Source organism: Shewanella sp. K8, from assembly GCF_028823715.1.
Classification (GTDB): domain Bacteria; phylum Pseudomonadota; class Gammaproteobacteria; order Enterobacterales; family Shewanellaceae; genus Shewanella; species Shewanella algae.
In genome coordinates, this window is the sequence record NZ_JAPEHY010000031.1 from 44397 (window position 1) to 65732 (window position 21336).

The window sequence follows — 21336 nt, forward strand, 5'->3', positions numbered from 1 at the left end:
ATTTAATGGCCTTTGATGTTGATGAAGAGATACTCCAGGATTTTTTAATTGAAGCAGGCGAGATCCTAGAGCTGTTGCAGGAACAGTTGGTGTCTCTGGAAAACAATCCGGAAGATACGGATCTGCTCAACGCCATCTTCAGGGGATTTCACACGGTCAAAGGCGGTGCCGGATTCCTGGGATTGGCCCCCATGGTGGATGTATGCCACGAGGCAGAAAACACCTTCGACTTGTTGCGTACCGGTAAGCGTAGCGTCAGCTCTGAATTGATGGACATCATTCTGCAGGCGCTCGACAGTATAAATACCATGTTCGGCCAAACTCAGTCCGGTCAGGAGCAAGAGCCCGCGGATGAAGTCTTGCTGGACAAACTCAAGTTGCTCAGTTCAGGGGCGCCTTTGCCCTCCGAGCAGGCTCAGGAGGAAACTCCTGTTGCAGTAGAACCCAGTGATGAGAGTGTTGATGAGCTGTTTGACGGCATGCTCGACAGCGCCGCCGGGGTGGAACTGTTTGATGAACCGGCCGCGCCAATTCCTGAAGCACCCAAGGCTCCGGCCCAAGGGGCTGAAGGCAGCATAGATGAAATCGATGAAGCCGAGTTTGAAGCCCTGCTGGATGCCCTGCATGGTTCAGGCAAGGGACCTTCTGCCAATAGTACACCGGCCCCGAGTGGTGATGCTCCCAAGCCCAGCGATAGTGCACCTGCCAACACCTCTTCCGATGACATTACAGACGATGAGTTTGAAAAACTGCTCGATGAGCTGCACGGCAAAGGCCAGTTTGCTGCCGCACCTGCGGCCAACAGTGCCGTAGAGGAAGCGCCTGCTACCAGTGTCGATGCCGATGAAATTTCCGATGATGAGTTTGAAAAACTGCTCGATGAGTTGCACGGCAAAGGCGCCGGCCCTGGCGCTAACACCAGTGGTTCAGAGCCTGCTGCGGGTAATGCAAGTGCTAAAGCGCCTGCTGCATCTCAAGCCTCTGCATCTCAAGCCTCTGCATCTCAAGTCGCTGCACCCAAAGCACCGGCAGCGAATGCTGCCGCTACGCCGAAGGCGGCTCCAGCTGCTGCCAAAGTCGAGGCACCTAAAGCAGCTGCCAAACCTCAGGCCAAGGCTCCTGCTGTTGCCAAAGACACTGCTCCGGCCAAGGCTGCGACCAGTGTGCCTCAGGGGGAAACCACTGTTAGGGTAGATACGGCTCGCCTGGATGAGATCATGAATATGGTCGGTGAGCTGGTATTGGTACGTAACCGCTTGGTCAGCCTCGGGATATCCCGCGAAGATGAAGAGATGTCCAAGGCGCTGGCCAACCTGGATCTGGTGACCTCCGATCTGCAGGGTGCCGTGATGAAGACCCGGATGCAGCCGATTAAGAAAGTATTCGGTCGTTTCCCTCGGGTGGTTCGCGACTTGGCCCGCAGTCTCAATAAAGAGATAGATCTGCGGATGATAGGTGAAGACACGGATCTGGATAAGAACCTGGTTGAAGCCCTTGCCGACCCTCTGGTGCACCTGGTGCGTAACTCAGTGGATCACGGTATTGAAATGCCTGATGTACGCGAGGCCAATGGTAAGCCCAGAACCGGGGTTATTACCTTGGCGGCCAGTCAGGAAGGTGACCATATCCTGCTTAAAATTGAGGATGACGGCGCCGGTATGGACGCTGCCAAACTCAAAGAGATTGCCATAAGTCGTGGTGTGCTGGATGAAGACAGCGCCGCCCGAATGTCCGATCAGGAAGCCTATAACCTGATCTTCGCTCCCGGCTTCTCAACCAAGGTGGAGATTTCTGATATCTCCGGCCGAGGTGTTGGGATGGATGTAGTCAAGACCCGTATTACTCAGCTTAACGGCTCTGTGCATATCGACTCGGTCAAGGGTAAAGGCACTCGTCTGGAGATCAAGGTACCTTTAACCTTGGCGATTATGCCCACTCTGATGGTGGAAGTTGCCAAGCAGGTGTTTGCCTTGCCGCTTTCCAGCGTGAATGAGATTTTCCATCTGGATCTGACCAAGACCAATATTGTAGATGGGCAATTGACAGTGATCGTTCGGGACAAAGCTGTGCCACTCTTCTATCTTGAGCGTTGGCTCAGCCGTAAGCCGATGAGTTTCCAGCATGGTGACAAGAAACATGGCCATGTGGTCATAGTTCAGCTTGGCACCATGCAGATAGGCTTTGTGGTAGATGCCCTGATAGGTCAGGAAGAGGTGGTAATTAAACCTCTGGGCTCCATGTTGCATGGCACACCGGGTATGGCCGGGGCCACAATTACGTCGGACGGCGGAATCGCGCTGATCCTCGATGTACCAGGATTATTGAAGCACTACGCCAAATCCAAGCGTTGAAGTGCCGTATAAGGATTTAAATGACCATTAAAGTTTTGGTTGTCGATGATTCGAGCTTCTTTCGACGACGTGTCAGCGAGATAGTCAATCAGGATCCTGAGCTTGAGGTGATAGGTATGGCCAATAACGGTGCCGAAGCCGTTAAACTGGCCGCCGAGCTCAAGCCTCAGGTGATTACCATGGATATTGAAATGCCTGTCATGGACGGGATTACCGCCGTGCGGCAGATAATGGCTTCTCATCCGACACCTATCCTGATGTTTTCCTCCTTGACCCATGATGGAGCCAAGGCGACCTTGGATGCGCTGGACGCCGGGGCTCTCGATTTTCTGCCCAAACGCTTTGAGGACATTGCTACCAACAAGGACGAAGCGATTCGACTGCTTCAGCAAAGAGTCAAGGCGTTGGGACGCAGGCGTATATTCCGCCCTATAGTCCGTCCGAGTGTGGCGCCTACGCCGGCAACCACCCCAAGCCGACCCACGGCGCCAAGCAGTCTGCAGCGTCAAGCTGCTACAGCTGAAAGTGCTGCCGCCAGTCGCCAGCCGGTGAGGCGCAGCGGCGGAGCGGCCCCTGCCAGAGCCAGTGGTAAACAATACAAGCTGTTGGCTATAGGCACATCCACTGGTGGCCCTGTGGCATTGCAGCGAATTTTGACCCAGTTTCCGGCGGATTATCCGCATCCTATCTTATTGGTACAGCACATGCCTGCAGCCTTTACTCCGGCCTTTGCCAGCAGGCTCAATGGCTTGTGCAAGATAGAAGTCAAAGAAGCGGTCAATGGCGATATGCTCAGACCAGGCTGTGCCTATCTCGCGCCCGGTGGTATGCAGATGATGCTCGAGCGCTCCGGCGCTGGAGGCAGGATTAAAATTCTCGCCGGCAATGAAGAGATGAACTATAAGCCCTGTGTCGATATCACTTTTGCTTCAGCCTCCAAGGCCTTTGGCGGAGATGTACTGGCGGTTATTTTGACGGGGATGGGTGCCGATGGCCGAGAAGGTGCGCGCATGCTCAAAGGTGTTGGTGCCACCATCTGGGCCCAGGATGAAGCCTCTTGCGTCGTTTATGGCATGCCACAGGCAGTGACGGCGGCCGGTATCTCCAGCCAGTCTATCTCACTGGATAATATGGCAGAGGCGATATTGAGAGAATCGGCTCGTGGCTGACAAAGAGACGCGCCTGCTGGGATACCGGTTGGCGCTGTTTTTGTTTTTGGTCGCCTTGGTGGTAGTGGCGGCGCTTTACTGGGACTTGCGACAAAAAAATCGGCAACTGAGTGAGAAAGTCGCCCAGCTTGAATCGTCCCAGGTCCTCTTGATGGTGCCGGATGAACAGGCCGCGATTATTGCCGATTGGATGAGTCGTCACCCACAACAGACAGCATCCTTATTGGATGTGATTCGACCTAAGGTGACATCCGGGACGGGGCCAGAGGCTCCGACTTCAGCCAACTTGTCAGTCCCGTCGGGTGATATTTCGCCAGAGAGAACCCCGGGCGAGGCTGGGGCCGCAGTGCCACTGCCTGCTCAGACTGAAGATACCAGGGTGACAGAGCTGGAAAATGGCGTAAAAGTAATACGTTTACCTCACGGTGGGATCCGTGTCACTACCCGTGAAGAGGGTAATGAGTAGCCGTACAAGACAAGAACGACAATAATAGTGGCTCGTTACACTAGTTGGCCGATAAGGCGAGAATAAGGGGCGGAAAGTGAAAGTCTGGACCATTGCAAACCAAAAAGGCGGAGTGGGCAAAACCACAACAGTTGCCAGTTTGGCGGGCACACTGGCCAAGCGTGGTCAGCGGGTTCTGATGATAGACACAGATCCCCATGCTTCGCTGGGTTATTACCTGGGCATAGATTCGGAAGAGGTGCCCGGCTCACTGTATGATCTCTTTCTGGCTCATAAGAATCTTGATACCTCTTTGGTAAAGCAACACGCGGTTCCCACATCTGTTGAGGGAGTCGATCTTTTGGCGGCAACCATGGCGTTGGCCACTTTGGATCGTGCCCTTGGTCATCAAGAGGGGATGGGGCTGGTGCTGCGTAATATTCTCAAATCGGTTGAGGATGACTACGATGTTGCCTTGGTCGACTGTCCCCCGGTGCTGGGGGTATTGATGGTCAATGCTCTGGCGGCCAGTCAACACATAGTTATCCCGGTTCAGACCGAATTTTTGGCGATTAAAGGCCTGGATAGAATGATTAAAACCATGGAACTGATGGGGCGCTCGAAAAAGACCCGCTACAGTTATTCCATAGTGCCAACCATGTATGACAGACGTACCAAGGCTTCACCTGCGGCGCTGCAACATCTTGGTGAGGTTTACGGCGACACGCTTTGGCCGGATGTGATCCCTGTGGATACCAAGTTTCGCGACGCCAGTTTGGCCCATCTGCCGGCATCCCACTATGCCCCAAGTTCGCGCGGAGTGAAGGCCTACGAGCGTTTGCTGGATTATCTGCTGGCGGGGGAGTTTGACCATGTCAAAATCGGTTGATGAAACTGTTTTTGATTATTTCAGCATTCTGCTGACTGAGCCGGCACCCGAGGTTAAATCCGAGGCGCAATCTGCGATTAAGCCTGAACAAGAAGCGCAAGCTGGAGTTGAGGCAAGAGCTGAGCAGACTCAGCCGGCAACGTCTAGATTGCGGGACGATATCGCTGTACCTGTTGATGCGGCACCCAAGAAAGCTCCGCTTTCTCGACTGGACGGTACTGCCAAGCAATACCCGGCAGAGCCAGATAAGCCGAGACTCGACCGTAATGCGCTGGAACAGCTACTGGCGCCGGTGTTTAAAGAGCAGGTTGCCGAGGTAACGCAGACAGAGGTGCCGACAGAAACTCAGTCGGAAACCATCACAGCTGCCTCGCTGCAAAGCGAGCCCATAACCGGGCAACTGGATACTCAGGCCGATGCTGCTCACGAGCAGATTCAAGTCCAAGAGGTGACTGAGCCTGAGGTTCTGGAACAGGTTCAGCTCGAGACACAAGTCGGCGCGCCGGCGGCACCTATAGAACCGCTCAAGGAACAACTGGAAGATGAATTTCAAGTATTGTTCTTCAAGGTGGCGGGACTCACGCTGGCCGTGCCTCTGATAAGCCTGGGCGGCATAGTTAGAATAGAGCGCATCAATCATATCTTTGGGCGGCCAGGATGGTTTATGGGGGTTCAGGGTTATCGGGACTCTCAGCTGAATATCGTTGATACCTGCGCCTGGGTTATGCCGGAAAAATATGATGATAAACTGGCGCAATCCGTAAATTATCAATATCTTGTAGTATTAGAGAACAGTAATTGGGGTTTGGCTTGTGAGTCTTTGGTCAATGCGGTCAAGATTGACAAGTCACAGGTCAACTGGCGTGGCAGTGAAGGTAAGCGCCCCTGGTTGGCCGGAGTAGTGAAAGAACAAATGTGTGGCATTTTGCACGTGCAGGCATTGATTGAAATGCTCAATGCCGGGTTAGGTTGTCAGGATCCGATAGACTGAGGTAAATATGACTGATTCAAGAAATGTAGCAGCGGTATCCGGAGGCAAGGACGATGCCGTTCTCCAGTGGGTAACCTTCAGGCTGGATAACGAGACCTATGGCATCAATGTGATGCAGGTTCAGGAAGTATTACGTTATACCGAAATAGCCCCGGTTCCGGGAGCTCCTCATTATGTGTTGGGGATCATCAATCTGCGCGGTAATGTGGTTACCGTTATTGATACCCGCTCACGTTTTGGTTTGCCCTCCTCTGAAGTGGACGATTCTACCCGAATCGTGATTATCGAAGCGGAAAAGCAGGTGATAGGTATTCTGGTCGACAGTGTGGCCGAAGTGGTTTATCTGCGCCGCTCTGAAATCGATAACGCCCCGAATGTGGGAACCGAAGAGAGTGCCAAGTTTATTCAGGGTGTCAGCAACCGTGGCGACGAACTGCTGATCCTGGTGGACTTGGATAAGCTGCTGTCAGATGATGAATGGGCCGAGTTGGCGCAAATCTGATAGGCTTTTGCGGGAAAAGGAGTTTTAACCGATGATGGGCGATGTTTTTTTTATCGCTGCGCTGGTATATGTCATTGCCTGTCTCGGACTGGTGCTGTACCTGCAAAAACAAAGCAACAAGCTTAGAAGCAAGGTTGAGGCGTTAACTGTTCTGGTCAAGGAAAGCGACAGGCAAAGAGATGCCTTCAAGCGGGAGTTGCAAGAACTGCGTAGTGGCACCATAGGCGTTGGCCGGCGGGTGTTGGAGCTTGAGAAACGCCTCGTGCAGCAAAATGCCCGTCTCGATGAATCGATGCAGCAGGACCCTCAGGCCAAGCTTTACAGCAGGGCCATGAAGATGGTGCAGTTGGGAGCCGGTGTCGATGAACTGATCCGCGAGTGCGAGTTGCCCAAGGCGGAAGCTGAACTCTTGATCCGTCTGCACGGTAAAACGGCCCGGGCTTGATATTTTGCCTGAGTAAAGAAAGAGCGCATTGAGATGCGCTCTTTCTGTTTCTATTTGAAAGGAATGCGAGAAACCTCAAGCCGTTTTGGCTCTCAGGGTAACGGCTTGTCTGTGTTATCCGTTACTTAAGGAAGGTGCAAATAAGTCCTCGTGGCGTTCTCTTGTTTAGAGAGTTGCTTGCACAGCAATTGGCGTTCAGGGCATCGGACTGAAGGCATGCTGGGGCCTGCCGAAGTCGGATTTCCTAAGGAAGGTGCGAATAAGTCCTCGTGGCACTCTGGCTTGCACAGCAATTGGCGTTCAAGGCATCTGACTGAAGGCATGCCGGGGCCTGTCAAAGTCGGATAACGCAGAGAGCCTGTTGCTGTGAAAGCCCCGAAGGGCGTGGCTTATAGGCCTGCCTGCTGTGTTATGCTTCTTGCAAAGGACTAGGGCCATTTGCTGCGAACCACGCCTTGCATCCAAGCCTGTAAGCCGACGCAGAGCACGCATGGGACTTGTTCGCACCTTCCCTAAACCTTGTCGACAATTCTCTGATGCAGGTTATTCCACTGCTCGGGAAATTTCCCGTCCAACATATAGACAAAGGCTATCAGTTCGGCGATTAGTTGATAGAGCTCCTTGGGGATCTCTTCCCCCAGTTCCAACATCTGCAGAAAGTCACTCAGGTAAGGGTCTTGATGTATATGAACCCCGGCCTCCTGTGCTAACGCAATGATCTCTTCCGCAAGCAGATCCTGGCCCTTGGCCGTTATCTTGGGCGCAGTTTTGCCATCATAACTCAGGGCCACTGCCTGACGAGGTTTGGCTTGCTTGTCGTTTGAATCCATGGACATAGTCTTTCCTCAGGCTTTCAGTTGCACCAGATAGTGATCGCCGGGCAACAGGGTGGCCGGCACAGGGGCAACGTGGGCGTTCAATTCATTGGGAGTGAGTCCTAACTGAACCAGCTTCTGTGACAAGGGGGGCAGGAAATTACTGACCCTGCTGATCAGCGCCTGGGTGCTGCCGATAAACTGCAGGTCGACCTTGGAATCCTTCACCTGCGCCTTGACGAGCAAGGAGCCCATGCCCAGATTAAACTTGAGTTGCAACTGCCAGGTCTTGTCTTTGTCTGCGTCCTTATCCTGATTGTTGTGTTCGAATTTGCCTTCCAACTGTTCGTTTCTTTGGTTGAGATAGTAGGGCAGCATGAAATACCAGCATTGACCACTATTGTCTGTATTGGCTTGCTGGTATAGGGCGACAGCCTGGGACATCTGCTGCAGCGCGTCCAGAGTGCCGCTCTTCTCCAGTGAAGCTAACTGATGAGTTTGCAGGCCGGATCGGCTCTGAAGTCCTTCCAGGTATTGCTTCAGGCGTTGCGGCACACTCAGGTTTTGGTTACCGGCCCTAACGCCAAGCAACAGCTGAAACAAGGTGGTAATGGCACTGGCTTGAGTTGAAGGCTGGGATTGCGTTTGCTGACTGGTCAGTTGCAACCCTGTGAGCCCAAGCAGTTCACTTCGAAGTTGGGACGGCTCTGTCAGCTCGCTCAGGGGCACAGGCGACAGTGCCGGTAATTGCTTGAGCAGTTCAGCGGCCAGGTTATGTTTGACCTCCAGTGTCATAGCCTCGGCCCTTGGCATGGCGCCGGCCTTATTGAAGGCGCGCTGGAGAAAGTTCAGCTCGGGCGCTTTGGCTGTTTCGCCGGCAACTTTATTGGATGCACTTGTGCCAACAGGCTTATCCGTATTGGCTTGAGTCGCCTGCTGAAGTGCTTGGTTACTGAATTTATCTGTCCCCGGCAGCGGGGCATTTTTCGGTTGCTGCAACTGGGCATTATCAAATGTTTGTGTTGACTGAGATAAGACAGAAGCTGGCAACTTGCTGCCGCTGGCAACTGTTTGAGACAAGCCTGCTTTGAGATCAACCGCCGTTTCCCTCAATGGTGCTGATTCCCCTTTACTTTGGGGTTGCTGCTCAAGGAGTTTTATCAACCTGGCATAGGTTTGGGCGACTTCCGGCTTGGTTATAAGTTGCTCACTTTCCTGTGTTGGGGCAGCGGGTTGCAGATTTGCTACTGGCGTCAGTTTTACTTCCAATCTGGCATTGATGGGGCTTAATTGCAGCTGTAGCCCATGATTGTTGCTGACAACTTTGGCAACGTATTCTCCGGCAGGTAGTTGTAACTGCGGTGGGAAGGCTATGCTTGTACCATTGGCAAAACGCATTTCACCCTGGGAAACAGTCAACATGGGTAAGGGATAACCTTGTGGCCTGGCTGCCAACTGCTGCAGTGCTGTTTGACTGATGCCATTTTTGGCCGCCAGCTGCATCAAAGCGTCCGGCAGTTTTATCTGGACTTCACTGGCCAGCAACAGCAATTGAGCTGTTTTGCCCTGAACGATTTCCGGTAAGGGGCGAGTCAGCTCCAGCAGTGTAGTATTGGCCTGATGCAACAGGGCTTTGGCTTGAGCGTTGGACTCTTGATTGGCAAGCTGCAATTGATACTGTGCATTTTGCAGTTGTAGTCTGAGCTCGCTACCCACATCGACTGTGGTTACCGGAAGCAGAGGGATGGATGCATTTGCTTGAGGAGTTGGGCTTGACCCTGAGGGGGGGATTGTACCATTCACTGGATCCATTGTTGCAAACCCCACTCCTCAAGTTGCTTTATCTGTAGGCAATCGTAAATTTAAATTTGATCTATTTCCACAGCGAAGTATCCTTATCCGTCCAAATCGACATTAGACAGAAATTTGACTGTCGCCATAGGTATACTCAGGTTATCGGCCTATGGTAATCAAAGCTTTAACTGTTTTTCGGTTGGATTACAGCGGTACTTTTACAAAGAGAGCAATATGAAGTTTAAATGGATTCTGATGGTTGTGGCTGCCCTGAGTGCGCATTCGGCAGTGGCTGCAGGGAGTGGCGAAAGCAACAATACACAGGGTGTGCGCATCAGTTATAACGACCCGCGGGATCCGATAGAAGGGTTCAACCGTGTCATGTGGGACTTCAACTATCTGTATCTGGATAGATTTCTCTATCGTCCGGTTGCTCATGGTTACAACGACTATGTGCCTATGCCGGTCAAGTCAGGTCTCAACAATTTTGTTCTCAACCTGGAAGAGCCCCACAGCTTGGTCAACAACACATTGCAGGGCAAGTGGGGTTGGGCCTTGAATGCCGGTGGCCGTTTTACCGTTAACTCGACCGTGGGTTTGCTTGGTTTGATTGACGTCGCCGATATGATGGGGATGCCCCGTAAACAGGATGACTTCAACGAAGTGCTCGGTTACTACGGAGTGCCCAATGGTCCTTACTTTATGGCGCCATTCTTCGGCCCCTACGTCACCCGTGAACTCGCTTCAGATTGGGTGGATGGTCTATACTTTCCATTGTCTGAATTAACTATGTGGCAGTCAGTTATCAAGTGGGGCCTGAAGAATCTCCACGCCCGTTCTGTTGCCATAGATCAAGAAAGATTAGTAGACAACGCGCTCGATCCATACACTTTTGTTAAAGACGCTTATATACAGCACATGGATTATAAGGTGTACGATGGCAATGTGCCTTCGAATGAGGACGAAGACGAGTTGCTTGATGAATATATGCAGGAACTGGAGTAACCCACCATCTGTTTGCTTACCCGCAGGTGGTTGATACGGTCACTCGTTACCGGCGATTGAAACCTGCGGGGAATTGACCATGGCGCTGAACAGTCTCAATGTACTGCTGGTTGAGGATGATCCCGTCTTTCGCAATATCGTTGCTGCCTTTCTTACCGGGAGAGGCGCTAATGTTGTTGAAGCCGAGGATGGTGAACAAGGACTGCAAAGCTTTAAAAGCCAAAAGTATGATGTGGTTGTAGCCGATCTCTCCATGCCCAGAATGGGGGGATTGGAAATGCTCAAAGCCATGTCGCGTATCAATCCTGCCATTCCTTCCATTGTGATTTCCGGAAACCAGGTTATGGCCGATGTTGTCGAGGCGCTGCGAATTGGTGCCAGTGACTATCTGGTTAAACCCGTATCGGATCTCTACAGCATAGAGCACGCCATTAATCAGTGTCTTACGGCTCCTGAGCAGGAACAAAATACTCTTAATCGAGATGTGGAAGAGCTCTCCTTTATGGAGTTGAACGAAAACCTGGCACTGCTGGAGCAAAACGCTGAAGCGGCCAGGTGTGTACAGCAACAGCTATTCCCCGCAAGCCGTATTGAATATCCCAAGGCCAGGTTGGACTATAGCTTGTTCAAACATGAGCAGGTAAGCCCTTACTTCATCGACTCGGCTATGGTTGGGAATAACCACCTCATCATGTACATGGCCCACTTTCACCCGGAAGACAACAGGGCCGCCTTTGCCAGCGTGTTGATGCGCAGTTTCGTCAATCAAAAGCTGAAACTGAATCGCAACGGTGTCAGTTCTGTGGTGATAGAACCTTTCAATATGCTCAGCTATTTGAATGATCGTTTGGTCAAGTCGGGGCTGGATCTCTATTGCGATATGATTTACATCGCGATTGAGCTTGATAGTTATCGGGCGGCTATTGCCCAGGCGGGCAGGGGGCTGAGATGCTACATTCGTAACCAGGATGGTCTTACACCTCTGGCGTTGGCAGATTCACTGCAGCTGGGGTTATTGGAGTGGGGCAAGCCGACGACTCAGTTCCGGAGTTTAATGCCAGGTGAAAGGCTCTGCATTGTTACCAGTGAGGCAGAGCACAGACAGCTGCTTCAGCAAGATAAATTCCTGGGGCTGACTTTTAACCCTAAAACACCTCAAGGTGGATTCCTGCAACTGGCCTTTTAATGGCCTTAATGCCTACTAGGTATTTCTCTGGCCTCCGTTTAAAGTCGTTTTTGAATGGAGAGCCGATGCTTGTCTCACTACTTTTAGTTTTGTCTCGACATTGTAAGAGTGCCATTTTTCATAGTGAGAGAAAGCACCTTCTGGTTTTCAAACTGAGGCTTAATTGGCTTGAACTTAAAACTGTGAAAAATTCCAATAAAAAAGGCTGCAGATTTTGCAGCCTTCTTTGTATATATCAGAATTAGCGTTTAATGGCTTCGTGCTCGCCGGTTACAGCCATTTCCTGTTCCAGAGCTTCTTCTTCAGAATGATCATGGATTTTGCTTTCAGCGCCGTGCATCCAGTCAACCAGCTTGTCAGCCATGAAATAAAGGATCACACCGGAAATAGCTGCGGTGATGGCAATGCCGGAGAAGATAGACATGGCGTTGGCCAGCTGTTCTTCTTTCTCGCCACCGTGGCCGATAAAAGAACCAACATAACCTGCTGTTAAGTTGGCGATAAAAATAAAGCAGAACCAAAAGCCCATTAATAGTGACATGATACGCAAAGGGGCCAGCTTGGTTACCATAGACAGGCCAATAGGGGATAGACAAAGCTCACCCATGGTGTGGAAGAAGTAGGCACCAACCAGCCACCACATGCTGGATTTGGCTGAGGCGTCGCCACCCATTTCCAGTACGGCACCAATCATAAACAGGAAGCCGATAGCCAACAGAACCAGACCAAGGGCAAATTTCACCGGTGAGTTAGGCTCCTTATTACCCAGACGGATCCAGATAGACGCAATAACCGGGGCAAAAACCACAATGAAAATGGCGTTCAGCGACTGGAAGTAGGTTGTCGGCACTTCCCAGGCACCGATAAAGCGGTCGGTAAACTCATTGGTGAATAGGTTCATCAAGCCACCGGCCTGTTCAAAACCCGCCCAGAAGATGATGGTAAACAGACCCATCACCATGATCACTTTAATGCGGTCACGTTCGACTTTAGTTAGTGGTTCTTTTCTTACTTCTCCACGCTCGGCAGCACGTTGTTTTTCAATCTTTGCCGCAGGTACTGTACCTATATCACCTAAAAGCTTCTGAGCAAAAAGGAACTGGATGAGCAGAGATATCAGCATACCAACACCGGCACAGAAGAAGCCGGCTTGCCAGTTATTGACAGTAATTTCAACACCATCGATGACTTCTTTATGGCCAAAGTTGGTATAGGCCCAGGCAACGACAAAACCAGAAAGCGCCGCGCCTAAGTTGATACCCATGTAGAAGATAGTAAAGGCGCCATCGCGACGATGATCACCTTCTTCATACAGATCGCCCACCATAGTTGAAATGTTAGGCTTAAACAGACCGTTACCTATGATGAGAGTGCCAAGACCAGCATAAAATACTATGGTTTCTATTCCCGGTACCCAGCTGTGCGGTGCCGCCAAGGTGAACTGGCCTACGGCCATCAAGGCACCACCGATATAAATCGCTTTACGTTGACCGAGAATGTTATCTGCTAACCATCCGCCTAAAAGTGGTGTCAGATAGACTAAACCTGTAAACCAAGCATAGAGTTTCAGAGCGTCGGCTTGACTCCAGCCCAAACCCCCGGCGCCTTGGGTCCTTACTTGATCAACCAGATACAGTACCAGAATGGCTCGCATCGCATAATAACTGAATCGTTCCCAAAGCTCTGTTGTAAACAGCAGGAACAATCCCTTGGGATGCCCGAGCATCGTCCCCTTGGGTTTTGCTAAGCTCATGAAGTCTTCCACCTTAAATTGTTAATTGGCCGTGTGACAAAAGTCGACACAGAAAGCGATTGTTTTTATCCCAGCTGTATTGCCGTTAACATCACACTGTTTTGTAAAGTGTTATGGGCATATCTTTTAATGCGCTGTGATTGAGGCTTTGGTTTTCTGTATTGTAATTTGTTCATCAAAAGCAACAAAGCCCACCCTATATACTCTGGATTCAACAACAAAGTCAATTTTAGGCCCCCGAGGCGGCTGCTTTGTGAACAATTGTTAGGCTAGTAGTGGTCGGAGCTGTCCTGGAATAGTTCACAATTTCAATTAGACTAAAGTGGGGTAAAGGCGCGGTCTGAAATTCGCTTTCAATCGCAAACTCATGTCTGATATGATTGCCCGCTGTGATAGGACGTCACCCGACAGAAACCAAGTAGTGAGAACACCATGAAGGCCTGGTACCTTTTGTACTGTAAACCTCGCAGCGAAGTGAGGGCACAACAGAATCTAACGCTCCAAGAGCTGGAGACTTATTTGCCGATGGTGCGGAGCGAAAAAAAAGAGAAAAACAAGACTGTCGTTCGTAAGCAACCTCTGTTCCCCAACTATATATTCATCAAGTTTGATCCTGAGCAGACCAGTGTTCGTCAGCTCAGATCTACTCGTGGTGTTGCTGATTTAGTCAACTGCCGCGAGAAACTACTGCCAATAGATGAACAACTGATCATTCAGCTTAAACAACGTGAATTGGCTACGCCTTTGATCACAGAAAAGCCCCTGCAGTCTGGTGATAAAATACAGTTCACCGAAGGGCCATTCGCAGACTTTGACGGAATTTTCGCAGAGAAGTGTGGTGATACCCGCTGCAAGGTATTGTTCACCTTCCTTGGCCAGCATAAGAGCATCACCGTTGAACAAAGTGCAATCAGAGCCGTATGTGCGTAATCAGCCATCTGGTATGTGAGATATTTGCCGTTGTTACACAAATCCAACGTTTGTTGATCTTGAAACCGGATTTCGTTTTGTATGGAAATCAATTTGTTATGGATTCTGGTTGGACAAGCCATCCCTGTTTTAGAATACAAATTGAATAATTACTCAGTGCTCTGAGAGTTGAGCGTTTTTCGATCTGTGTCACACCTTGGTGTGGGGTATAATCCCCGGTTAAAGTAAGAACCGGTACAGGGTAGGAATGTTATTTTATTTGAATGGCATTCCTAACTTACTAAAAAATATAAATTTTTGCATTGCAAAGGGCAGTTTGGAGGCCGAAATCCATGGGCGGTAGCGTGTCTGAAAGACAAGAATATGAATAGTTTCATATTCTTAGTGAACGCCGAAGCCCTCTGGGCGCCACGCGGATCGGTAGCGTGTCTGAAAGACAAGAATATGAATAGTTTCATATTTTTAGTGAACGCCGAAGCCCTCTGGGCGCCACGCGGATCGATAGCGTGTCTGAAAGACAAGAATATGAACAATTTCATATTCTTAGTGAACGCCGAAGCCGTCTGGGCGCCACGCGGAACGGTTGTGTCTGAAAGCTATCAGTATGGACAATTTCCATACTCTCCAGCTGGCAACAAGTCCTATCTAATTACCAATGCTTGATATACAGAATCCACTTTTGGGGAACATTGACCTGAGATGAAGGCCTGGTTGGGGGAGTTACTACACCCGAACCGGTTTTTATTGTTGTAGCAAGGTTCATTTGATTTTTAGTGTTACTCACCATTACGGAGACAACTGGTGTTACAGAAAACCAAAAAACTCATCATAGCGAGTATAGGAGCACTGGCTTTGCTTGGCTCGCAAGCTCAGGCAATTACGCCATCTCCTCAGATGATTGAACAATTCAAAAATTTGCCTCGTGCTGAGCAGGAAAGGTTAGCCAAACAGTATGGTATTGATCCCGCCATGCTTAGAGGTAGCAGTAACAGCGGCAGTCAGAAACTGGAAAACCCACAGTTGGTTTACCCCAGAGGACAGCAGAATTTTCAAGGTAATGAGCAGGAAAATTGGCAATATCAGAATGGCCAAGGGCGAGAGGCGAATAATCGCCGCGGTCAAGATAAGCACAGCTTGGATTTTACCGCTGCGGCAGACAAGGCTGAGCTAGAACGATTTGGCTATTCCCTGTTTGAAGGTGAGCCTAGCACTTTTGCCCCCGTTTCAGATGTACCTGTTCCCAGTGAATACCTTATGGGGCCTGGAGACACTCTGAATGTACAACTCTTCGGTAAAGATAATCGGGAGTTTACTCTTACTGTTAACCGTGACGGTACAGTGCAATTCCCTGAGCTTGGCCCAATTAGTGTGGCGGGTTTGAGCTTTGCGGAAACCAAAGACACGCTGCAAAAGCGCATCAAGCATCAGATGATAGGCATTGAATCCAATATCACCATGGGAGAGTTGCGTTCTATCCGTATCTTTGTGGCCGGTGATGCCTATAAACCAGGCTCTTATACTGTATCCAGTCTGTCAACCATGACACAGGCGCTGTTTGTCTCCGGCGGCGTCAACGAAATTGGTTCATTACGTAAAGTGCAACTCAAGCGTGGCGGTAAGCTGGTTGGTACTCTTGACCTCTATGATTTATTGATGCGCGGCGATGCCTCCGGCGATATGCGTCTGCAATCTGGTGATGTGGTTTTCATTCCTCCAGTAGGTGGCCTGGTCAGCGTGGCCGGTGAAGTTCGCCGTCCGGCAATTTATGAGCTCAAAGGGGGAGAAACCCTTGGCGATGTCGTTAATATGGCTGCCGGGGCTAAACCGGGTTCCTATCCTAAAGGCAGTGTGGTTGAACGTTACAATGACCAGGGGCTTAAGTCGCTGCTCACGGTTGATTTGACGTCTGCTAAAGGGCAAAAAACGCTTGCCAAGGCCGGTGATGTTATTCGGGTTAAAGGCACCTCGGGCCAATATGATAATGCAATTACCTTGGTTGGTGCTGTGGTTCGGCCAGGGAAATATCAATGGCATGAAGGCTTAAAAGTCAACGACATCCTCAAGTCTATTTGGTCCGATTTACAAATTTCAGCAGATCTAGATTACGCCATCCTGCTTCGTGAAGTAGATGATTATGGCAATATTGAGGTCTATCAATTCGCACCTGGTAAAGCAATAGTGCATCAGGACGCCGGTGAGAACCTGGCACTACAGCCAAGAGATAAGTTGATCATCTTTAACTTTAGCGATGACAGCATCAACAGATATGAGCTGAACAAGCTGGTTAAAGAAAGAGTTGCTAAAGTCACTTCGCTTACCGGCGATTCGTTGCTGGGTTCTGATCTGTTCAAGGCGGGTTTCAACGACCTGCAAAACAAGCGCCTCAACAAGCGTACTGAACTAGCCGGCGTCGTAGTTAATGATGGAGCGACCGGTGATACAGAATTAGAAGAAGCACAAAAGGCTGAACAGGCAGCTGTTACAGCAGAAGTGAGCAAGATGCTTACCAATCTTTTTGATGATAGAGATCTGGTTAAGTACAGCTACATGATGAACCGCAGTGAACTCTTGTACCCGGTTATCAGCAAACTTAACGCCCAGGCTCGTGCCGGCAGCAGTGTTAAGATAGTCGCTGTCAGCGGCCAAGTGCGCCACGAAGGAATGTATCCTTTAAGTGTCAATGCATCTGTCAGCTCTTTAATTGAAGCCGCTGGCGGCCTAAAGGAAGGTGCATACACAGCCAGAGCTGAGTTAACCCGCACGATTACAGATGCTACTGGTTCATCAATAGTGCATAAGACTGTAGATCTGACTTCGGCTCTACAAGGTAACAAAGCAGCTGATCTGGCTCTCGAAGGGCGGGATATTTTGACAGTGATGACTACGCCTGATTGGCAGGAACATCAAACTGTTGAAATACGCGGTGAAGTGAAGTTCCCTGGCGTATACAACATCCGCCGCGGCGAAACACTGCAGGATGTTATTCAACGAGCTGGCGGCTTTACTGAATACGCTTATCTTCCATCAGCCGTGTTTGTGCGTGAGTCTGTTCGCAAACAAGAGCAGATGGAAATTAAAAAACTGGCCGATCAACTTCGGCGTGATATTGCCACTCGAGGCGTTTCCAAAGATGGCAATGTGGTCAACTATGCAGATGCTCAGTTGATGCTTAAAGATCTTGAAGGCATTAAAGCTGTTGGCCGACTGGTTGTTGACTTACCTGCTATCTCCGTGGGCATTACCCAAGCCGACCTTCAGCTCGAAGATCAAGATATTCTCTATGTGCCTTCAACCAAACAGACCATAGCTGTTATGGGAGAAGTTCAACATGCATCGACCCACAGATATAAGGAAGGTCTCACGTTAGACCAGTATCTGAATATGTCTGGCGGAGCCCGTAAGCGTGCCGACGAAGATAGAACTTATGTGATTAAAGCAGATGGTTCTGTGATGATGCCGAAGCGCTCCATGTGGTTTAGCAGTGAAGATAATCTGCAACCAGGAGATACCATCATAGTTCCGCTGGACACTGAGTATAAGGATAATCTGACGCTCTGGAGTCAAGTCACCCAGATCATTTACAACACCGCTGTGGCAGTAGCGACAATTTCAGGGTTGTAATTTTTAATAACAAACTTGTTCTAGAGCCGTGATTTCAGGCTCTAGAACAAAATTAATACAGTATAAAAATAGACATAAATATGACCTCACAAATTACTCCTCAACAGCATCCGGATGCACAGTTCGCTGTGAACACGATGAGAGATGACGAAATAGATCTCCGTGAGCTCTTTTCGGTAATCTGGCAAGGGAAATGGTTAATTGCCGGAGTCACTCTGGTATTTGCCGTTGCTTCTGTAGCTATCGCACTTATGCTGCCGAATATCTATAAATCGGAAGCTCTATTGGCGCCAGCATCTGAAGAACAGGGGGCTGGTGGGTTAGCCGGGCTTGCTTCTCAGTTTGGTGGTCTTGCCAGTATGGCTGGAATCAACTTAGGTGGTAAAGGCGGCACCGATAAGACGCAACTGGCTATTGAAGTACTCAAGTCAAGGCAATTTATTGGTGATTTTATTGAAAAACACCAAATACTGCCTGAGCTAATGGCGGTCGATAAGTGGAATATGACAGATAATGCCCTCTCTTTTGAGCCGGACATTTACAATAGTCAAAGTAAAACTTGGGTTCGGAAAGTTAATCCTCCATTTCAACCTAAACCTTCACTTCAAGAAGCTCATAAAAAATTCTTAAAAATTTTCAATGTGAATAAAGACAAAGAAAGCGGGATGGTAACTATTTCAATAGAACACCAATCGCCCTTTGTTGCTAAACAATGGGTAGATTGGTTAGTTGCAGATATTAACCTAACCATGAAACAGCGGGACGTAGCCGAAGCAACCCGTAGTACTGAATTTCTAAATAAACAGATTGAACTAACCAATGTTGCCGATATTCGAGCCATTCTCTACAAGCTGGTAGAAGAACAGGCTAAAACTATAATGTTCGCCGAGGTGCGGGATGAATATGTGTTCAAAACAATCGATCCAGCTTTTATCCCCGAAGAAAAGGCTAAGCCAAAGCGAGCGTTAATTTGTGTGCTAGGTACCATGTTAGGCGGTATGTTGGCCGTGATGATGGTTCTAATCAGACATTTTTTTAGAAAAGACTCTGAAATATAGCTAGAAAATGCGAAGGGTATATTGGGACTACTGCTGTTAAACAAAAAAACAGAAAAACGGTAAAACCTAGTATCCTCAAGAGATGACGAAGATTCGATGGTCATAAAATGGATAAAAAGTATCTCAGCTAGGTTTAAAAGGCTGAGGTTGTAAAATTGTAATCTAGTAACTTAATTCTAGGTAGAAGGTAATAAAAAGGTCCGATGTAATGACAAAAAAGAAAGTGCTTACCGTTTTTGGTACCCGGCCAGAAGCAATCAAAATGGCCCCTCTAGTTCATGCCTTAGCATCCGATGACCGTTTTGAAGCAAAGTGTTGTGTAACTGCCCAACACAGGGAAATGCTAGATCAAGTACTTGAATTATTCGACATAACACCGGATTACGATCTTGATCTGATGAAAGCCGGTCAGACACTTAATGATGTCACTGCTGGTATTATTCAAAAGTTAAAACCTGTGCTTCAAGAATTTAAGCCAGATGTCGTGCTTGTGCATGGTGATACAGCAACGACGTTTGCTGCGAGTCTTGCTGCATACTATGAACAAATAGCAGTTGGGCATGTAGAGGCAGGCCTTCGTACTGGTAATATATATTCTCCCTGGCCAGAAGAAGCAAACCGCCGTTTGACGGGAGTATTGACTACGTACCATTTTGCGCCGACAGAAACTTCGAAGAAAAATCTTCTCAAAGAGAACTTTGAGCCAAGCAATATTACAGTAACAGGTAATACTGTAATTGATGCGTTATTGATGGTGAAAGATAAAATTGATTCAGATACAGATCTCAAAAGTACAATAGCGGAACAGTTCCCTTTCTTAGATGAAAACAAAAAGCTGATCTTAGTCACCGGCCATCGTAGAGAAAGTTTTGGTGGTGGATTTGAACGTATTTGTGAAGCGCTCTCGACGGTTGCTAGAGCGCATCCTGAAGTACAAATCTTATATCCAATGCACTTGAACCCTAATGTTAGAGAACCTGTAAATCGTATTCTAGGTGATGTTGATAACATTTTATTGGTTGAACCTCAGCAATATCTTCCTTTCATTTATCTGATGGATAGGGCGCATATCATTCTTACGGATTCTGGCGGTATTCAAGAAGAAGCACCATCTCTAGGTAAACCTGTTTTAGTAATGCGGGATACTACAGAACGCCCAGAAGCTGTTGAGGCAGGGACTGTTAAGTTAGTTGGTACTAATGTTAACCAAATAGTATCCAATCTAGATGAGCTTCTGTGTGATGCAGATGCATACCAAAAAATGAGCTATGCACATAACCCTTATGGTGACGGTAAAGCATGCCAAAGAATTTTAGAAGAATTAGTTAAATAAGAATTTAGGAAAGAAAATGTCATTCGAAACGATTTCAGTCATTGGACTTGGTTATATCGGTCTTCCTACTGCAGCAATGTTTGCCTCCCGCAAAAAGAAAGTTATTGGTGTTGATGTTAACCAACATGCTGTAGATACAATCAATCAGGGAAAAATTCATATCGTAGAACCTGATTTAGATATAATTGTGCATTCAGCTGTTACAGATGGATACCTGAAAGCGGTTACTACAGCCGAACCTGCAGATGCGTTCCTTATTGCGGTTCCTACGCCTTTTAAACCGTGCAAAGAAGCTGAGGTTCCTGAGCCTGACTTAAGTTATATTCAATCTGCTTGTAATGGAATTGCACCAGTATTAAAAAAGGGTGATTTAGTTATTTTAGAATCAACATCACCTGTTGGCGCGACTGAGCAAATGGCTGAGTGGTTAGCCGAAGAGCGTTCTGATTTAAGCTTTCCTCAGCAGGTGGGGGAAGAGGCAGATGTGAATGTTGCTCATTGTCCTGAGCGAGTGTTACCAGGTCACGTAGTTCGTGAATTAGTTGAGAATGACCGTGTAATTGGCGGCATGACGGCTAAATGCTCTGAGCGAGCAATTGAGTTGTACAAAACTTTTGTAGAAGGTGAGTGCGTAGTTACTAATGCTCGCACCGCTGAAATGGCAAAGCTGACAGAAAATTCATGTCGCGACGTACAAATAGCCTTTGCTAATGAACTCTCTATCATCTGTGACAAGTTGAATATCAACGTGTGGGAGCTTATTTCTCTGGCCAACCGTCATCCACGTATAAATATTCTCCAGCCAGGCCCTGGTGTGGGGGGGCATTGTATAGCCGTTGATCCTTGGTTTATTGTCAGTAAAACGCCCGATGAAGCAAAAATTATTCACACTGCACGCCAAATCAATGATGCAAAACCTGAGTGGGTAATTGATAAAGTCAAAATTGCGATAGCTGATTTTTTACAGGCCAATCCTGGAAAAAGTGTTGAAGATGTAACAATTGCTTCCTTTGGCCTTGCATTCAAACCAGATATTGATGACTTGCGTG

General features: G+C 48.7%; 17 protein-coding genes. 14 read left to right on the forward strand and 3 right to left on the reverse strand.

The features are described from left to right. Nucleotides 1-5: 5 nt before the first annotated feature. The 7 genes from ON072_RS16090 to ON072_RS16120 all read left to right on the forward strand — a co-directional run bounded on the left by ON072_RS16090 (nucleotide 6) and on the right by ON072_RS16120 (nucleotide 6792). On the forward strand, nucleotides 6-2351 hold the full coding sequence (locus tag ON072_RS16090) for a chemotaxis protein CheA (protein ID WP_274626096.1): 2346 nt from the start codon (nucleotides 6-8) through the stop codon (nucleotides 2349-2351). A 20-nt stretch (nucleotides 2352-2371) separates the two neighbouring features. Next, the gene (locus ON072_RS16095) at nucleotides 2372-3520 is read left to right on the forward strand and encodes a protein-glutamate methylesterase/protein-glutamine glutaminase (RefSeq protein WP_028779141.1); all 1149 of its coding nucleotides are present in this window, start codon (nucleotides 2372-2374) and stop codon (nucleotides 3518-3520) included. Beyond that, complete coding sequence (locus tag ON072_RS16100) at nucleotides 3513-3986, forward strand: hypothetical protein (protein ID WP_025887446.1); 474 nt, start codon at nucleotides 3513-3515, stop codon at nucleotides 3984-3986. The genes ON072_RS16095 and ON072_RS16100 overlap by 8 nt, the downstream gene beginning before the upstream one ends. 76 nt (nucleotides 3987-4062) lie before the next feature. Then, nucleotides 4063-4854: a ParA family protein gene (locus ON072_RS16105; protein WP_044734086.1), complete on the forward strand. Its 792-nt coding sequence runs from the start codon at nucleotides 4063-4065 to the stop codon at nucleotides 4852-4854. Continuing rightward, complete coding sequence (locus ON072_RS16110; RefSeq protein ID WP_208190168.1) at nucleotides 4838-5845, forward strand: chemotaxis protein CheW; 1008 nt, start codon at nucleotides 4838-4840, stop codon at nucleotides 5843-5845. Before ON072_RS16105 ends, ON072_RS16110 begins: the two co-directional genes overlap by 17 nt. 7 nt (nucleotides 5846-5852) lie before the next feature. After that, nucleotides 5853-6347, forward strand: coding sequence for a chemotaxis protein CheW (locus tag ON072_RS16115; protein ID WP_025011081.1), 495 nt, complete (start codon nucleotides 5853-5855; stop codon nucleotides 6345-6347). Between the two features lie 34 nt (nucleotides 6348-6381). Next, the gene (locus ON072_RS16120) at nucleotides 6382-6792 is read left to right on the forward strand and encodes a DUF2802 domain-containing protein (protein WP_082052618.1); all 411 of its coding nucleotides are present in this window, start codon (nucleotides 6382-6384) and stop codon (nucleotides 6790-6792) included. Between the two features lie 512 nt (nucleotides 6793-7304). On the opposite strand, the gene ON072_RS16125 is transcribed toward ON072_RS16120, so the two are convergent. Continuing rightward, nucleotides 7305-7628 carry an EscU/YscU/HrcU family type III secretion system export apparatus switch protein gene (locus ON072_RS16125; protein WP_231473474.1) on the reverse strand — a complete coding sequence of 108 codons (324 nt, stop codon included), beginning with the start codon at nucleotides 7626-7628 and terminating at the stop codon, nucleotides 7305-7307. 9 nt (nucleotides 7629-7637) lie between these two features. Next, nucleotides 7638-9419: a hypothetical protein gene (locus ON072_RS16130; protein ID WP_274626097.1), complete on the reverse strand. Its 1782-nt coding sequence runs from the start codon at nucleotides 9417-9419 to the stop codon at nucleotides 7638-7640. Nucleotides 9420-9635: 216 nt separating this feature from the next. Between ON072_RS16130 and ON072_RS16135 the strand changes: the two genes are divergently transcribed. Both ON072_RS16135 and ON072_RS16140 read left to right on the forward strand, forming a co-directional pair. Further along, nucleotides 9636-10406: an MlaA family lipoprotein gene (locus tag ON072_RS16135; protein WP_044734088.1), complete on the forward strand. Its 771-nt coding sequence runs from the start codon at nucleotides 9636-9638 to the stop codon at nucleotides 10404-10406. A gap of 79 nt (nucleotides 10407-10485) precedes the next feature. Next, on the forward strand, nucleotides 10486-11592 hold the full coding sequence (locus ON072_RS16140) for a response regulator (RefSeq protein ID WP_273642026.1): 1107 nt from the start codon (nucleotides 10486-10488) through the stop codon (nucleotides 11590-11592). Between the two features lie 241 nt (nucleotides 11593-11833). On the opposite strand, the gene ON072_RS16145 is transcribed toward ON072_RS16140, so the two are convergent. After that, nucleotides 11834-13345, reverse strand: coding sequence for a peptide MFS transporter (locus tag ON072_RS16145; RefSeq protein ID WP_107006234.1), 1512 nt, complete (start codon nucleotides 13343-13345; stop codon nucleotides 11834-11836). 432 nt (nucleotides 13346-13777) lie between these two features. Between ON072_RS16145 and rfaH the strand changes: the two genes are divergently transcribed. The 5 genes from rfaH to wecC form a co-directional block, all read left to right on the forward strand. Beyond that, nucleotides 13778-14275 carry a transcription/translation regulatory transformer protein RfaH gene (rfaH, locus tag ON072_RS16150; protein ID WP_025011089.1) on the forward strand — a complete coding sequence of 166 codons (498 nt, stop codon included), beginning with the start codon at nucleotides 13778-13780 and terminating at the stop codon, nucleotides 14273-14275. An 801-nt stretch (nucleotides 14276-15076) separates the two neighbouring features. Then, a complete protein-coding gene (locus ON072_RS16155) occupies nucleotides 15077-17896 on the forward strand; it encodes an SLBB domain-containing protein (RefSeq protein WP_274626098.1) in 2820 nt (939 codons plus the stop codon). Between the two features lie 80 nt (nucleotides 17897-17976). Then, nucleotides 17977-18954: a Wzz/FepE/Etk N-terminal domain-containing protein gene (locus ON072_RS16160; protein ID WP_274626099.1), complete on the forward strand. Its 978-nt coding sequence runs from the start codon at nucleotides 17977-17979 to the stop codon at nucleotides 18952-18954. Nucleotides 18955-19162: 208 nt separating this feature from the next. After that, the gene (gene wecB / locus ON072_RS16165; protein ID WP_274626100.1) at nucleotides 19163-20287 is read left to right on the forward strand and encodes a non-hydrolyzing UDP-N-acetylglucosamine 2-epimerase; all 1125 of its coding nucleotides are present in this window, start codon (nucleotides 19163-19165) and stop codon (nucleotides 20285-20287) included. A gap of 16 nt (nucleotides 20288-20303) precedes the next feature. Further along, on the forward strand, nucleotides 20304-21336 hold a 1033-nt coding region (gene wecC / locus ON072_RS16170; RefSeq protein ID WP_274626101.1), incomplete at its 3' end, for a UDP-N-acetyl-D-mannosamine dehydrogenase.

What these genes read in the sequence shown, in the direction of transcription:
- ON072_RS16090 (WP_274626096.1), top strand. Translation starts at nt 6, where the DNA reads ATGGCCTTTGATGTTGATGAAGAGATACTCCAGGATTTTTTAATTGAA.
- ON072_RS16095 (WP_028779141.1), top strand. Translation starts at nt 2,372, where the DNA reads ATGACCATTAAAGTTTTGGTTGTCGATGATTCGAGCTTCTTTCGACGA.
- ON072_RS16110 (WP_208190168.1), top strand. Translation starts at nt 4,838, where the DNA reads ATGTCAAAATCGGTTGATGAAACTGTTTTTGATTATTTCAGCATTCTG.
- ON072_RS16115 (WP_025011081.1), top strand. Translation starts at nt 5,853, where the DNA reads ATGACTGATTCAAGAAATGTAGCAGCGGTATCCGGAGGCAAGGACGAT.
- ON072_RS16120 (WP_082052618.1), top strand. Translation starts at nt 6,382, where the DNA reads ATGGGCGATGTTTTTTTTATCGCTGCGCTGGTATATGTCATTGCCTGT.
- ON072_RS16125 (WP_231473474.1), bottom strand. Translation starts at nt 7,628, where the DNA reads ATGTCCATGGATTCAAACGACAAGCAAGCCAAACCTCGTCAGGCAGTG.
- ON072_RS16130 (WP_274626097.1), bottom strand. Translation starts at nt 9,419, where the DNA reads ATGGATCCAGTGAATGGTACAATCCCCCCCTCAGGGTCAAGCCCAACT.
- ON072_RS16135 (WP_044734088.1), top strand. Translation starts at nt 9,636, where the DNA reads ATGAAGTTTAAATGGATTCTGATGGTTGTGGCTGCCCTGAGTGCGCAT.
- ON072_RS16140 (WP_273642026.1), top strand. Translation starts at nt 10,486, where the DNA reads ATGGCGCTGAACAGTCTCAATGTACTGCTGGTTGAGGATGATCCCGTC.
- ON072_RS16145 (WP_107006234.1), bottom strand. Translation starts at nt 13,345, where the DNA reads ATGAGCTTAGCAAAACCCAAGGGGACGATGCTCGGGCATCCCAAGGGA.
- rfaH (WP_025011089.1), top strand. Translation starts at nt 13,778, where the DNA reads ATGAAGGCCTGGTACCTTTTGTACTGTAAACCTCGCAGCGAAGTGAGG.
- ON072_RS16160 (WP_274626099.1), top strand. Translation starts at nt 17,977, where the DNA reads ATGACCTCACAAATTACTCCTCAACAGCATCCGGATGCACAGTTCGCT.
- wecB (WP_274626100.1), top strand. Translation starts at nt 19,163, where the DNA reads ATGACAAAAAAGAAAGTGCTTACCGTTTTTGGTACCCGGCCAGAAGCA.